At 64.5% G+C, this 14088-nt stretch carries 15 protein-coding genes; 7 read left to right on the forward strand and 8 right to left on the reverse strand.

Features of this window, described 5'->3' with window-relative positions; all coding sequences use genetic code 11:
- Nucleotides 1–1255 (forward strand): DUF4175 family protein (locus WA702_RS19800; protein WP_425112235.1); only part of this gene is annotated, 1255 nt, incomplete at its 5' end.
- Nucleotides 1256–1272: 17 nt separating this feature from the next.
- Here the strand turns inward: WA702_RS19800 and WA702_RS19805 are convergent.
- The 3 genes from WA702_RS19805 to WA702_RS19815 all read right to left on the reverse strand — a co-directional run bounded on the left by WA702_RS19805 (nucleotide 1273) and on the right by WA702_RS19815 (nucleotide 4045).
- Entirely contained in the window at nucleotides 1273–2511 is a 1239-nt protein-coding gene (locus tag WA702_RS19805; RefSeq protein WP_425112236.1) for a YeeE/YedE family protein, read from the reverse strand.
- A 90-nt stretch (nucleotides 2512–2601) separates the two neighbouring features.
- Entirely contained in the window at nucleotides 2602–3084 is a 483-nt protein-coding gene (gene greA / locus WA702_RS19810; protein WP_425112237.1) for a transcription elongation factor GreA, read from the reverse strand.
- A 154-nt stretch (nucleotides 3085–3238) separates the two neighbouring features.
- Nucleotides 3239–4045: a hypothetical protein gene (locus WA702_RS19815; protein WP_425112238.1), complete on the reverse strand. Its 807-nt coding sequence runs from the start codon at nucleotides 4043–4045 to the stop codon at nucleotides 3239–3241.
- Between the two features lie 1003 nt (nucleotides 4046–5048).
- Between WA702_RS19815 and WA702_RS19820 the strand changes: the two genes are divergently transcribed.
- Nucleotides 5049–5636, forward strand: coding sequence for a septal ring lytic transglycosylase RlpA family protein (locus WA702_RS19820; RefSeq protein WP_425112239.1), 588 nt, complete (start codon nucleotides 5049–5051; stop codon nucleotides 5634–5636).
- Nucleotides 5637–5819: 183 nt separating this feature from the next.
- Here the strand turns inward: WA702_RS19820 and WA702_RS19825 are convergent, their stop codons facing one another.
- Entirely contained in the window at nucleotides 5820–6194 is a 375-nt protein-coding gene (locus WA702_RS19825) for a response regulator (RefSeq protein WP_425112240.1), read from the reverse strand.
- 50 nt (nucleotides 6195–6244) lie between these two features.
- Nucleotides 6245–7117 (reverse strand): MJ0042-type zinc finger domain-containing protein, encoded by an 873-nt coding sequence (locus WA702_RS19830; RefSeq protein WP_425112250.1) that lies wholly within the window; start codon nucleotides 7115–7117, stop codon nucleotides 6245–6247.
- 217 nt (nucleotides 7118–7334) lie between these two features.
- On the opposite strand from WA702_RS19830, the gene ftsE reads away from it, so the two are divergent.
- From ftsE to WA702_RS19850, 4 genes are all read left to right on the forward strand, one after another.
- Nucleotides 7335–7994, forward strand: coding sequence for a cell division ATP-binding protein FtsE (ftsE, locus tag WA702_RS19835; RefSeq protein ID WP_425112241.1), 660 nt, complete (start codon nucleotides 7335–7337; stop codon nucleotides 7992–7994).
- Nucleotides 7987–8955: a cell division protein FtsX gene (locus WA702_RS19840; protein WP_425112242.1), complete on the forward strand. Its 969-nt coding sequence runs from the start codon at nucleotides 7987–7989 to the stop codon at nucleotides 8953–8955. Before ftsE ends, WA702_RS19840 begins: the two co-directional genes overlap by 8 nt.
- 114 nt (nucleotides 8956–9069) lie before the next feature.
- Nucleotides 9070–9783 carry a YdcF family protein gene (locus tag WA702_RS19845; protein ID WP_425112243.1) on the forward strand — a complete coding sequence of 238 codons (714 nt, stop codon included), beginning with the start codon at nucleotides 9070–9072 and terminating at the stop codon, nucleotides 9781–9783.
- An 11-nt stretch (nucleotides 9784–9794) separates the two neighbouring features.
- Nucleotides 9795–10562 (forward strand): lysophospholipid acyltransferase family protein, encoded by a 768-nt coding sequence (locus WA702_RS19850; protein WP_425112245.1) that lies wholly within the window; start codon nucleotides 9795–9797, stop codon nucleotides 10560–10562.
- On the opposite strand, the gene WA702_RS19855 is transcribed toward WA702_RS19850, so the two are convergent.
- Nucleotides 10552–11148, reverse strand: a complete 597-nt coding sequence (locus WA702_RS19855; protein ID WP_425112246.1) for a gamma-glutamylcyclotransferase — start codon at nucleotides 11146–11148, stop codon at nucleotides 10552–10554. The two genes, WA702_RS19850 and WA702_RS19855, sit on opposite strands and share 11 nt — an antisense overlap.
- A gap of 109 nt (nucleotides 11149–11257) precedes the next feature.
- On the opposite strand from WA702_RS19855, the gene WA702_RS19860 reads away from it, so the two are divergent.
- The gene (locus WA702_RS19860) at nucleotides 11258–12445 is read left to right on the forward strand and encodes a DUF2125 domain-containing protein (RefSeq protein WP_425112247.1); all 1188 of its coding nucleotides are present in this window, start codon (nucleotides 11258–11260) and stop codon (nucleotides 12443–12445) included.
- A gap of 11 nt (nucleotides 12446–12456) precedes the next feature.
- Here WA702_RS19860 and WA702_RS19865 read toward each other — a convergent pair whose 3' ends face one another.
- Together WA702_RS19865 and WA702_RS19870 are read right to left on the reverse strand one after the other, a co-directional pair.
- The gene (locus WA702_RS19865; RefSeq protein WP_425112248.1) at nucleotides 12457–13392 is read right to left on the reverse strand and encodes a prephenate/arogenate dehydrogenase family protein; all 936 of its coding nucleotides are present in this window, start codon (nucleotides 13390–13392) and stop codon (nucleotides 12457–12459) included.
- Nucleotides 13389–14088: pyridoxal phosphate-dependent aminotransferase (locus WA702_RS19870; protein ID WP_425112249.1), on the reverse strand; the 700-nt coding region annotated here is incomplete at its 5' end. The genes WA702_RS19870 and WA702_RS19865, both read right to left, overlap by 4 nt.

The following is a 14088-nucleotide window of genomic DNA, read 5'->3' on the forward strand; positions in this document are numbered from 1 at the left end:
GCTGTTCACCAAGCCGTTGGCACGGGCGCTGATCGAGCAGCGTCGCATCCTGGCGCTCGACGCCAACCGCAACGGCGATGTGTGCGCCGCGCTCGATGCGCTCTTGATTGCGCCCGAATTGTTCATGCCGGAGACCGGGCAATATCTCGGCCTGCGCTCGGTCGCGAGCCAGCTCAAGGCCGCGCACACCGACGATGCGCTGCGCGCGGCCCAGGACGCGCTGAAGCAGGCGCTCGACCGCGGCGCGACCGACGAGGAGATCAAGAAGCTGGCGCAGGACCTGCGCAAGGCGATGGACAACTACATGCGCCAGCTCGCCGAGCAGATGCGCAACAATCCGCAGCTCGCGCAGCGGCCGCTTGATCCGAATACCAAGATCATGCGCCAGCAGGACCTGCAGAACATGATCGACCGCATGGAGCGGATGTCGCGCTCCGGCGACAAGGAGGGTGCCCGCGAGCTGCTCGATCAGTTGCAGCAGATGCTCGAGAATTTGCAGATGGCGCAGCCCGGCCAGGGCGGCGACGACCAGGACATGGAGCAGGCGCTCAACGAGCTCAACGACATGATCCGCAAGCAGCAGCAGTTGCGCGACAAGACTTTCAAGCAAGGTCAGGACTCCAGGCGAGACCGCGCGCGCGGCCACCAGCAGGGCGACCAGGGCATGAGCGAGCTGCAGCAGGATCAGCAGTCGCTGCGCGACCGCTTGAAGCAGTTGCAGGACCAGATGGCCAAGCGCGGCCTCGGTCAGAGCCAGCACGGCAAGAAGGGCCAGCAAGGCCAGCAGGGACAGGGACAACAAGGCCAGCAAGGCGACCAGGGCGCCGATCAGGGCGATCAGGGCGACGACGGCAACGGCCTCGACGAGGCCGATGGCGCCATGGGCGATGCCGGCAGCCAGCTCGGCGACAGCAATACCGACGGCGCGGTGGAATCCCAGGGTAGGGCGCTGGATGCCTTGCGCAAGGGTCAGCAGAGCCTCGCCGATGCCATGCAGCAGGGCGATGGCGACCAGCAGCAGGGCGACGGCGCGGGCCGCCGCGCCGGCCGGCAGCCGAATGGCACCGAGACCGATCCGCTCGGACGTCCGATGCATGCGGATCGCAACGTCGATGATTTTTCGCAGAAGGTGCCCGGCGAGATCGACGTGCAGCGCGCCCGCCGCATCCTCGAGGAGCTGCGCCGCCGCCTCGGCGATTCCAACCGGCCGCAGCTCGAGCTCGACTATCTCGAGCGGCTGCTGAAGGACTTCTGAGCCCTCGCCGAGCTGCGTCAGGCCTTGGCCTGCCGCACCGGGATGCGCTCGACCGCGAGGCCAAACAGCGGACGCAGCCGCGTCCCGAGCATGTTGCCGATGAACGCCGCCACGAACCAGCACCAGCCGTGCAGGCTGCCGGAGGCGATCCCGCTGAAATAGGCGCCGATGTTGCAGCCATAGGCGAGCCGCGCGCCATAGCCGAGCAGGAGCCCGCCGACAACAGCGGCCAGCAGCGAGGACGCCGAGACGCGCCAGGTCGGATTGAACTTGCCGGCCAGGCCCGCGGCCAGCAGCGCGCCGAGCATGATGCCGAAATCCATCACCGAGGTGGCGTCGTAAAACACGCTCTGCTGCAGCGACGCCGCCCGTGCCCCCTGCCAATAGGGCCAGGACGCCACGATCGGATCGAACGACATCAGGATCTTCGATCCCCACAGCGCGAACGCCGAGGTGATGCCCCAGGGCCTTCCTGCGAGATACAAGGTGGCAAAATTGCCGATAGCGAGCGCGACCGCGCCAGCGAGCAACGGCCATGGCCCCTGCATGAGACGTCGCCAGCCGCGTCGCACCGTCCGCGCGCCCGGCTCGAGCTCGCCATGCATGCGCATCTCGATCCGGACCGTGACCAGATAGACCAGCGCCATCACGACCAGGCAAAGCGCGAGCGCCGGCATCCAGCCGAGCGTGTCGATCAGCGACACGGCGCCGATGTTCGGCTGCGCGCTCCACCACGGCAGGTGCAGCGCGCCGATGGTCGATCCGGCGATGAAGGCGGCCAAGGTCACCAGCATGCGGGTGTTGCCGCCGCCGGCGGTGTAGAGCGTCCCCGATGCGCAGCCGCCGCCGAGCTGCATGCCGAGCCCGAACAGGAACGCGCCCGTCAGCATGCCGATGCCGACCGCGCCATATTCGCCGTGAACGTGTTCGCCGAACAAGGTGCCGTGCGCGAGTGCGGGGAAGAACAGCGCCACCGCAATGGCGAGCATGACCATTTGCGCACGCAAGCCCGCGCCACGGCCCGCGACGATGAAGACGCGCCAGGCCGAGGTGAAGCCGAACAGCGCATGATACAGCGTGAGCCCAAGCGCGCCCCCGAGCAGCAGCAGCAGACCATGACGCCACGAGATCGCGGCGCTCAGGGCGACTGCGCCGAGGATCAGGGCCGCGACCGCTGTTATGATGACCTTGGCATTGGAACCGTGCCGGTCATTGTCGGGCGCCAGCAACCGCGCATCGATCGAAAGGTCAGTCATTTCGTTTCCGCAAGGTGGTTCACAATCAGGGCTAACCCCACCCATTACCGCCAGTTCCTGCCGCCGTTCACGTCGACGGCCACGCGCCGCCTACTTGATCGCGACGATCTCGATTTCCTGTCCGGAGACCGTGACGACATCGCCGACCGCCTTGCCCATCAGGATCGTGGCGACCGGCGAGACAAAGGAGATCATGCCGGCCTTGGGATCGGCCTCGTCCTCGCCGACGATGCGATAGGTCTGGACCCGGCCGTCGTCGCGACGGAAGGTGACGGTGCTGCCGAACGCAACGTTCTCCGCCGAAGTCGGATCTGGCACCACCTGCGCCGTGCGAACCCGGGCCGCGAAATAGCGCCCGTCGCGTAACGGGAGCGCGCCTTGCCGACGCCGTTCGTCGACGTCCTCGATGCCCTGGGCCGCCTCGTAGGCGTCCTGGGCCTGCCGGAGCTGCTGCTGCAGCGCCTTCAGCCCCGCTTCGGTGACGAGGTTGGGATGAGGCGAGATCGGACGATCCGGCAGCAGCGTCTCCGACGCCGTCGCGGCACTGTCTTCCTTGGTGAATGCGACGCTCAAGCTTCGAACCCCTCGCATCAGCGTGGCAACATCAAGCTGTTGCCGTGCCGATATCAACTATCATGGCGGGCGGGAGTTCAAAACCGCTGGTGCGACGATCGGACTGGACGGCGGCGCGACGCCGCTCCGGTCGTTCGGCAGCCGGGGCGCGACCTCAGTTCAAGGCCACCGGAGTGACGGCCGCGCCTTCCGGATCGAAGCCGAATACGCCGACGAGATACTTGTAGTAATCGGGCATCTGCTCCTTCAGCTTCGCGCGCGTCTTCGGCTCGTGGACCGAGTCCTTGCCTGCGAGGAAAATGCTCGCAGTCACCGCAAAGAATTCCTGTCTGTTCTTCAGCGCGTAGGCATCCTTGCCGAACGAGCCGCTGCGCTTCGCCTCGCTATAGTAGGCGGCGATGCCCAGATTGTCGTATCCGTGCGGCATCAGCTTGGCGTGGTAGGCGTGCAGGAATTCGTGGAGAATGACCGGATCTTTCTCATACCGCAGCATGCTCGGGTGCAGCATGATCACGCCGATTCCGGTGTCGGCAGCCAGGGCGACCACATCCGGATTGGTCCATTGATGCTTCGCTTCGTCCCAGCTCGTTACGCCCAGCCCGTCGCGCGCCGGCGCCAGATTGCCGTAACAGGCGGACGCGGCACCTTCCTCGAGGCACGCCATCTCGCTCGCAACGATCGGGACGCTGTGAAAGAATTGCAACACGCGCGGGCTAAATCCCGCGCTTTCTACCACGTCGAGCTGGCGGCGAAGCGAGTCGGCGATCGCACCGTCGTCCTTGCGCCCGGCGTTCTCGGAAAGGTTGAAGTGATAGCCGCGATACTCATCGAGCGCGACCGGCGCCGGCCGCGGCGCGTCACCTTGGGATGACGGAATCGAGATCACGCGAGGGTCGGCCGTAGCGGGGACGATTCCGAGCGCGATCAGCAGGACAGCCGAGATCAGTGACGCTTTGCTCATACCTGTTTCCCCAAGATCAAGCTCTCACGTGCGCGAAGCCGTTGCGGGACGCGTCGCGCATCATAAGGAATACAGTTTTCGCCGCGGTTAATTCACCGCGGACGCGCGTATCGGCAGCCTTAAATCGCGATTAACCATGCGCCGGTGTGAAGCGGGCGAGATCGTGGATGTCGAGCGCCTGCTCGAGCGCCGCAACCGTCCGGCAACCGCTCGCCGTTTCACATCGAAGGCATCGATGCGCTTCATCCCGGCGCGCCGGGCGCAACGGATGTCACGCGGTCACGCCCGCTGGTGGTGCAATTCCAGCTGCGTCCAGACCATCTGGCTGATTAGTTCGCGCGTGAGAGTCGCGGCAGCTGCTTCGGCGAACAAACAAAATTGTCGTCGGTGATCACGCCGGTACCAAGCGTATCAGTCTGACATCGCGCGAACTATTGATGTCGATGACATCCGTTGCCAAGCCAATTAATATGCTTATCTCGATCTGCCGGATGACATGGTCAAATTGAAGATCGGCCGATGCGTATATCGACGTATGAGCGGTCGGTGGAACTACCTGCTCATCGGCGATGCACCGCATTCGTGAACATCATCAGTTCGGTTGATACCGATGTCGGCCATTCTATGATCTGATTTTGTCGATTTCTCGCAGTGGCTGCCAGCGCGATGCGCCTCCGCGAAATTGCTGATCCCGTAGTGTGCCGGTGCACGCGCGCGCCAACATCGACTAAATGCTTCGCGTGCTCACGCGCTATTCGAGATGCTCGCTTCGATCATGCGATTGAGTTTCAGTTGTGCTGAACAGAGTCATTTTGCTGACGCAATCTCCGTCTTAGTCCGTGAGAAGTAAGAGCCCGTGAGAGAGCCAGGATGGTTCCCACGACGGTTCCGGCGCCAGGGAATGGCGTGAGTTCGCAAAGGTCGGCGCGAGTTTGTACCGCGTTCGCTTGATCGTGTTTTGCGGCATCGGGAACCGGACGATCAAAAAATCAGTCTAGGAGACATGATGGTGTTTCGCTTGAGCGCCGCGCTGTGCGGCGTTGTCACTCTGTTTGCTATTTCCGTCACCGCTGCTCGAAGCGAAACCGGTTCAGCTCAATCAAGCACTATCGCCAGCGCCGCTTCCGGAAGCGCGGTCGTTGGCGCAGCATCGACGTATAATCCGTTCAAACCCGGATGGCGCGAGGGCAGCCGCAGCACGGCGTCCGGCGAGCGCTATGATCCGTCGAGCTGGGCGGCTGCCATCAAGACGACTTTGCGGCAGAAATTCGGCGGGGTGCAATTTGGCGCGAAGCCTAAATTTGCTCTTGTCGAAGCGATCGGCAAGAAGGTCATCGTCAAGATCAATGACGTGGGCCCACTGGTGCCCGGGCGCATTATCGACCTCAATGAGCGGACGATGCGCCATTTCGATCCTGGCATGCACCGCGGGGTCATTCATGATGTCAAGGTGACGCCGCTTGCAGGGAAAGATTGGGTCGCAGGACCCGTCGACGGAACACTGCACGCAGAGGAGGAGGAGCAGCAACTCCCTGTTCCGGACAGCGCGGCGCTATTTCCTGTGCGAGGATTATGTCCTGCGATGGTCTGACGCGGGCCGCGCAATCCTGATGCGGTCGTCCCTTGGGACGGTCGCTCCGCTGAGCTCCGGACGAGCTCTTTCTGCGGCAAAATGTCGATCCTGATAAGGGAGCGGAAGCGAACGCGCCGTCATTTAATTGCTGTTCGAGCGTGAACCAGGAATCAGCGAGCCGGTACCGACGGACCCACGCGATCACGTCCTTTTTGACGCCAGCGCGTCGGCGACCGCGGTCCTGATGTCGGCGACCGAGAATGGTTTTGTGATCACGTCATGCGCGATCGCTGTGAGATTCGAGGCGCGTTCGCGCTGATGGGCGAAGCCGGTCATCAAGAGAATGGTAAGCTCCGGGAAATCACGGGCTGCGGAGAGCGCGAGCGCGATGCCGTCCATGATCGGCATCTGGATGTCGGTCAGCAGCAGGTCGAACGCGCCGGACTCCTGCGTCAGGATCTCGAGCGCCTCAGCGCCATCCTGCGCGGTGACGATGTCATGGCCGTCCATCGCGATCGCGCGCGCCACCAGCGTCCGCATCGATTCCTCGTCGTCCGCGATCAGAACGCGCGCCATCTCGTTGCCTTTCCATCCTGCGGCCTCCGGATCGCGCGAGACCTTGAACCTTACGCGTTCCCGGCGTTGAGGTCGCGCCGGTTGAAGAAGCGGATGTCGATATTGCGTCCCTCGGCCGGAGGCGAGGCGAGGCGCGACTTGAACGCAGCGCGCTCGCCAGGCTTCAGGACCGACTGATCAAGCACCGCGTTCCAGGCGTAGATTTCCGCACCCTGGGCGTCACGGACGCTGAACCGCAGCCGCGGCAGTTCGACCGGCTTCTTGTTGGTGCTGACGATCATGCCTTCGATCACCAGCACCGGCTTGCCGTCTACAGTTTCCGTGGCGACTTTCAAGTCCTTGAAGGCGACGCCTCGCAGGTTCACCTCTAAGCCTGCCATCTTGTAGAACGACGCGGTTTGCGGCATGAGCCGCACGACATCGGCACGCCAGAGCACCAGTGCGATGACGAGCGCGGCCATGGCGGCCGTGATCGCGGGCAGGTTGAATACGGATTTACCGGCGCGAGATGAGGCAGGCCGTTTCAGAAGCCTGCGGTGCCAAGGCTTGGACGGCTGACGGGGCCCGCCAGTCTCGGCGGATTCGTCGTCCATGCCGGTCATTTCTTGCTCGGCAGGCTCCGAAAAATCATCTTCGGGCCACCCGGCGGCGAGCGAAGGACTATCGACCACAGGGGGCTGCTCGTCGGCATCGCCGCGCGCCAGCGCCTCCCACTCGGCCTCGGCAGTGTCAGGCAGGCGGTCATCGTCATTGCCACCGGCGTCGGCCATCGTGGCCAGGGGGGCCGGTGCGTTCACTGCGTCCTCCGGATGCGCCAGCCAGACCTCCTTGCAACGGGAGCAGCGGACGGTGCGGCCGAAGGCGCCCAAAGTTGCCAGATCGATGGTGTAGGATGTTGTACAATGAGGGCAAACGATGAACATCGAGCCTGTTCTCCAGCAACGGCCGGTGCCGCCTTGTTTCCAGAAGTCCGTGCTACAAGGGCCGTAATGTTGATGACGAACTTCGGGACCCCGCCTTACGAATGGTACAAGGTGACCGTTAACGAACCGGAAACCATAAGCGGCGCAACGATGCGCTCGGTCGCGGTTCCAGCTTGGCCGCGTCCGGTTCAATTCGCCTGCGAACGGAGCTAGTGTCTTGGTTCGGTTCGAAAATGTCGGCTTGCGCTATGGACTGGGGCCGGAGATCCTCCGCGATCTCAGCTTCCAGGTTCCGGCCCATTCCTTCCAGTTTCTCACCGGGCCGTCGGGCGCCGGCAAGACCTCGCTGTTGAAGCTGTTGTTCCTGTCGCTGCGGCCGACCCGCGGGCTGGTCAATTTGTTCGGCTACGATATCTCGCTGCTCGGCAAGGAAGAGATCGCCGACCTGCGCAAGCGTATCGGCATCGTGCTGCAGGATTTTCGGCTGCTCGATCATATGACGACCTATGAGAACGTGGCGTTGCCGTTCCGCGTCATGGGTCGCGACGAGTCGAGCTATCGCAAGGAGGTGATCGACCTCCTGAAATGGGTCGGCCTGGGCGAGCGCATGGACGCGCTGCCGCCCATTTTATCCGGTGGTGAGAAGCAACGCGCCGCGATTGCGCGCGCTGTGATCTCGCGGCCGCAATTGCTGCTGGCAGACGAGCCGACCGGCAACGTCGATCCGACGCTCGGCCGCCGTCTTTTGCGCCTGTTCATCGAGCTTAATCGCTCGGGTACCGCCGTCATCATCGCAACCCACGACATCACGCTGATGGACCAGTACGAGGCCCGCCGGCTGGTGCTGCACCAGGGACGCTTGCACATCTATGAGTAGCCTGGACGAACACGGCCTGTTGGTCGACCTCGGTGATGAACGCCCGCAATTGCCGGCGCAGGCCCGCATCGTCTCGCCGATCGTGCCGCGAGCCTCGATCGCCGGACGCGCGCTGGTCGCGGTGGTTGCGATCATGACCTTCCTCGCCTCGATCACCACGGGCGGGGTGTTTCTGGTCAGCGAGTCCGCCGCGGAGTGGCAGTCCGAAGTTGGCAGCGAGATCACCGTGCAGGTCCGCCCCAAGCCGGGTCGCGATCTCGAGCGCGACACCGCCGCCGTGGTCGAGGCGATGCGGGCGCAGCCCGGCATCGTCGAGACCAGGCCGTTCACCAAGGAGGAGTCCGGCAAGCTGTTGGAACCGTGGCTCGGCAGCGGCCTGTCCCTTGACGAACTGCCGGTGCCGCGCGTGATCATCGCCCGCGTTCAGCCTGGCACCAGCTTCGATCTCGCCGCCTTGCGCAACCGGGTGACGCAGGTGGCGCCGAATGCCAGCGTCGACGACCACCGCGCCTGGATCGAGCGGATGCGTTCGATGACCGGCGCCACGCTGTTTGCGGGCGTCGGCATTCTCGCGCTCATGATCGTTGCCACCATTATCTCGGTGTCGTTCGCGACCCGCGGCGCGATGTCGGTGAACCGGCCGATCGTCGAGGTGCTGCACTTCGTCGGCGCCGGCGACACCTACATCGCCAACCACTTCCTGCGGCATTTTCTGCGGCTCGGGCTCGAGGGCGGCGTGATCGGCGGCGGCATCGCGATGCTCGGTTTCGGCTTCTCCGAGTCGATCGCCAACTGGTTCTCCGGCACCCCCGTCGGCGACCAGTTCGCCGCGCTGCTCGGCACCTTCTCGCTGCGGCCGACCGGCTATCTCGTCATCGCCGCGCAGGCGGTCGTCATCGCCGCAGTGACCGGCTGGGCTGCGCGCCGCACTCTGCTGGCGACCCTGGAGAGCATCGATTGATGCCGGCCGGCCTGTGCGCTAAGGCCGGGGAGACTTGAAAAACCGAGGCCGAACGGCGAATCTCGCGACAGAGGCCACGCGCGTCTCAAGAGGAAGAGGATCATTCGCCGTCGCATGGCGCCAGAGATCGACGATACGCCGAAGCGGACGCCGCTGCATGTTGCGGCCGGCCGCGTTTGCGCCGGTCTCGTCGCAATTCTGGCCGTCGGCTTCTTCGCCGCGACAATGGGCTTCATCGGCTTCCTGTCGCAGCTGCGCGGCGCGGAGATCAAGCCGGAGCGGCAGGCCGACGGCATCGTGGTCCTGACCGGCGGCTCCTCGCGCGTTTCCGATGCCATGGACCTGCTTGCCGGCGGCTACGGCAAGCGGCTCCTGATATCAGGCGTGCATCCGACCAACGACGCCAACGACATCTCGCGCTTGCTGCCGGAGAGCAAGCCGCTGATCAATTGCTGCGTCGATCTCGACTACTCCGCCGTCAATACCCACAGCAATGCCGCGCAGACCCGGCGCTGGGCCCATGAACGCGGCTTCAAATCGCTGATCGTGGTGACGTCGAACTATCACATGCCGCGCGCCATCGCGGAGTTGTCCCACGCGATGCCGCATCTCGATCTCATTCCCTTCGCGGTGGTCGGCGAGAAATGGCGTGACGAGCCGTGGTGGACCAGCGGGCCGACGGTCCGGCTTTTGCTGTCCGAATATGCCAAATATGTCGCCGTCGAGCTTCGGGTACGTCTTGCCGATCTCGGCCTCGACTTTGCGCCGGAGACGGAACCGCCGCGCGGGTTGTTCTCCCGCCGTCCGGCTACCGCGCAGGCCAACTGAACAGGGTTTCGATGGTCTCGATCTTTCTGCGTTCGCTGCTGTTCAACCTGCTGTTCTATCCGAACTTCGTGGTCTGGGCGATCATCGCGCTACCGACCTTGGTGATGCCGCGCAAGGCGCTGCTGCGCGTCGCCAATTGGTGGGCACAGAGCAACATCCTGATGATGCGCATCATCTGCAACATCAGGGTCGAATATCGCGGGGCCGAGAAGATTCCGACGGGGCCATTGATTGTCGCGGCCAAGCACCAGTCGATGTGGGAAACCATCTCGCTGCTGCACTTCTTCGATGCGCCGTTCTTCGTGCTGAAGCGCGAACTGCTGCGCATTCCGGTCTTTGGGCAGTATCTGATGAAGGCCGACATGGTTGCGATCGATCGCGCGTCGGGCCGGCAGGCATTGATGAAGATCACCAGGCGGGCCGCCGAGGAGGTGCGCCGCGGACGGCAGTTCGTGATCTTTCCCGAGGGCACGCGGAGGCCGCCCGGTGCGCCGCCGGACTACAAGGCCGGCGTCGCTCTGATCTACACCGATTGCGGTGTGCCGTGCCTACCGGTCGCGCTCAATTCCGGCCTGTTCTGGCCGCGCCGCACCTTCATGCGCTATCCCGGCACGCTGGTGGTCGAGTTTCTCGATCCGTTGTCGCCGGGCCTGCCACGCGGCGAATTTCTCGCGCGCATCCAGAACGTCATCGAGGAGGCGACCGATCGGCTGGTGGCGGCCGGCGAGGCCGAGCAGGCGCGATTGTTTGGCCGCGTGCCGCAGGCTGCTAAAGTATAGGTGTCTTCTGTCCGGCGGGATGCCGCGAATGCCCGTCATCGTGCAGCATCATCGCCAGCCGGTGCAGCTGCGCATCGCGAAAGCCTTGCGCCTCGATCGCCTTTACGGTCGCGGTCACATAATCGCGATTGGCGCCGGACTGGCCGTGGCCCTGCCGGACATGGCTGAGCTGCTCGTGCAGCGATAGTCGCCCGGCATATTGCACGTGGCCGCGATCGACGACGTAGACCAGCGCGCTGACGCGCTGTTTGGCATCGTTCTCCAGCCAGACCGAGCGCATCACCTCGCGGTAGACCGACGTCACCTGCTCGCGCGCCCGCAGGTACGCGATCGTCGCTTCCCGCTTCTCTTCGGGCACCCGGAAGGCGACGCCGCGGCAGGCCCCGCCGCGATCGAGTCCCAGCACCAGTCCCGGCCTTTCCGGCGTTCCGCGGTGGACGAAGGAATACACACAAAGCGCGCGATGCTCGCCGATCAGCCGCGCCGGAACCTGCTCGACGAAGTCGAAGCCGGGGCGCCACATCAGGGAGCCATAGCCGAACACCCAGAGGTCGCCCTTGGGGAATACAGTGTCAGAAACCGTCATTGCCGACATGCCGATCGAGGCCTATCTGGAGATCAATTGATATTTGTTAACGCAAATACATGATCCGCGAACGCGTAATTGCCAAAATTGCTGCTCAAAGGCTCCCCGCATGACCGATATGATGCCTGCGCCGCGCCGGCGCCCGCTGTGGGGGCTTTTCATTGCTCCCGTCCTGCTCCTGATTGCTGCGGTGGCCTGGAGTGTATTCTGGTTTTTTGCTGCTTCGCAGGTCGATGTCCAGGCCGATGCGTGGCGCGCCCGCGAGGCGAAATCCGGGCGGGTGTATGATTGTGCCCGCCGCTCGGTGGCGGGCTTCCCGTTCCGGCTCGAGGTTCGCTGCGACAATCCGAGCGTATCGCTGTTCTCGCAGGCCGCCGGCACCGCCTTGATGAATGCCAAGCTCGGTGAGATCATGGTGGTCGCGCAGATCTATGATCCCAAGCGCCTGGTCGCGCTGTTCACGGGGCCCGCGACGATCACGAACGGCAGCGATCCATCATCCTCCTTTGCGGTGAATTGGCGCCTCGGCGAAGCCAGCGTCTATGGCTTGCCGTCGGTGCCGCAACGCGGCGCGCTGGTGTTCGATGCGCCAACAATCGATCGCAACGACGGCAGCGCGCAGACGCCGGTCGCGCGCGCCGATCACGTCGAATTGCACGGCCGCCTGGCGGATGGATCGCCCGCCGATCATCCCGTCATCGAGACCGATGTGCAGGTCAATGGCGGCAGCATTCTGGGCCAGCATCCGATGCTGGCGCAGCCGTTCAACGCCGACGTAGACACGCGCCTCACCGGCTTGAAGGATGTTGCTCCCAAGCCCTGGCCCGAGCGGTTTCGCGAGATCCAGGCCGCGGGCGGCCATGTCGAGATCGTGCGGTCGCGGATCCAGCAAGGCGATCTGATCGCGGTGGCCACCGGCACGCTCGGCCTCACCGCCAACGGCAATATCGATGGCGAACTGCAGATGACAGTTGCCGGGATCGAGAAGGTGATTCCGGCGCTCGGCATCGACAAGATGCTGGAGCAGGGCGTGCCGCAATCGACGCTCGATCGCGTCGCACCAGGCGTGAAATCCCAGGACCTCAACAATCTGTTCGGCGCGCTGGATCGCGCCATTCCCGGGCTCGGCAAGGTGGTCAAGCAGAACGCCAATGTCGGCGTGGCCGCCGGCATCAATGCGCTCGGCAAGGAGGCCGTGCTGGAAGGCCGTAAGGCGCGCACCTTCCCGCTGCGCTTCTCGGATGGTGCGGTGCTGGTCGGGCCGCTGAAGGTCGCGCAGATCCCGCCGCTGTTCTGACGCGATGCCTCTTAAGGCACCTTGAGCTGCGGCAGCGGCCGGCCGAAATCGGCAGCCGCGGAATCCTGTCCGACCTCGACGATGCCGCGGCGGATCGCGCGCGTCCGGGTAAAATGGTCGAACAGCGCTTCGCCATCGCCACGGCGGATCGCACGCGTCAGCTTCGACAGGTCCTCGTTGAAGGTGCCGAGCATCTCCAGCACGGCTTCCTTGTTGCTCAGGAAGATGTCGCGCCACATCGTCGGATCGGAGGCCGCGATGCGGGTGAAATCGCGGAAGCCGCCGGCTGAGAACTTGATCACCTCCGACTCCGTCACCTGCGCCAGCTCGTCGGCGGTGCCGACGATCGTATAGGCGATCAGGTGCGGCAGATGGCTGGTGATCGCGAGCACCAGGTCATGATGATCCGGCGTCATGATCTCGACCTTGGCGCCCATCGCGGCCCAGAACGCGCGCAGCCGATCGACCGCAGCGGCGTCGGCGCCATCGGGTGGCGTCAGGATGCACCAGCGATTGATGAAGAGCTCGGCGAAGCCGGAATCAGGCCCCGAATTCTCGGTGCCCGCGACCGGATGCGCTGGCACGAAATGAATGCTCTTCGGCAGATGCGGCGCCATGTCGCGCACGATTGCGCCCTTCACCGAGCCGACGTCGGAGACGATCGCGCCCGGCTTTAGATGCGCTGCGATCTCCTGCGCCACCGGGCCGCAGGCGCCGACGGGAATGCAGAGTATGACGAGATCGGCATCCCTGACCGCCTCGACGTTGCTCTCGACCACGCGGTCGACAAGGCCCAGTTCAGCCACGCGCGCGCGCGATTGCTCCGAGCGCGCGGTGGCGACGATCTCGCCGGCGAGCCCATGCCTGCGCGCGGCGCGCGCGATCGAGCCACCGATCAGCCCGAAGCCGATCAGCGCGACGCGCGCGAATGCAGGCTCTCCCGTCACTTCGAGCCCATGAAGTCACGCAGCGCGTCGACGACGAGGCGGTTGGCCTCCTCGGTGCCGATGGTCATGCGCAGCGCGTGCGGCAGCTTGTAGTTCTTCAGCGCGCGCAGCACGAGGCCGCGACGCGTCAAAAACTCATCGGCTTCCTCGGCCGTCCGGCCCTGCTCGGTTGGGAAATGGATCAGGATGAAGTTGGTCACACTCGGCGTCACTTTCAGCCCGAGCTTGCCGATCTCCTCGGTCAGCCAATTGCGCCACTGTTCGGTGTGCGCCTTCGACATCTGCTGATGCGCGGTGTCCTCGATTGCGGCCACCGCCGCCATCATCGCCGGGGTCGAGACGTTGAACGGGCCGCGGATGCGGTTGACCGCATCGACGATATGCGCCGGAGCGAACATCCAGCCGACGCGCAGCGCGGCGAGGCCGTGGATCTTCGAAAAGGTGTGCGTGACCACGGTGTTCTCCGTGGTGGCCACCAGCTCGATGCCCATCTCATAGTCGTTACGCGAGACGTAGTCCGAATAGGCGGCGTCCAGCACCAGCACGACATGGGAGGGCAGGCCGGCGCGCAGCCGCTTGACCTCGTCGAACGGGATGTAGGTGCCGGTCGGGTTGTTGGGGTTGGCGAGCCACACCAGCTTGGTGCGCGGCGTCACCGCCTTCAAAATGGCGTCGACGTCGCAGGTGAACTCGCTC

It is taken from the genome of Bradyrhizobium sp., assembly GCF_049798375.1.
Classification (GTDB): Bacteria; Pseudomonadota; Alphaproteobacteria; order Rhizobiales; family Xanthobacteraceae; genus Bradyrhizobium.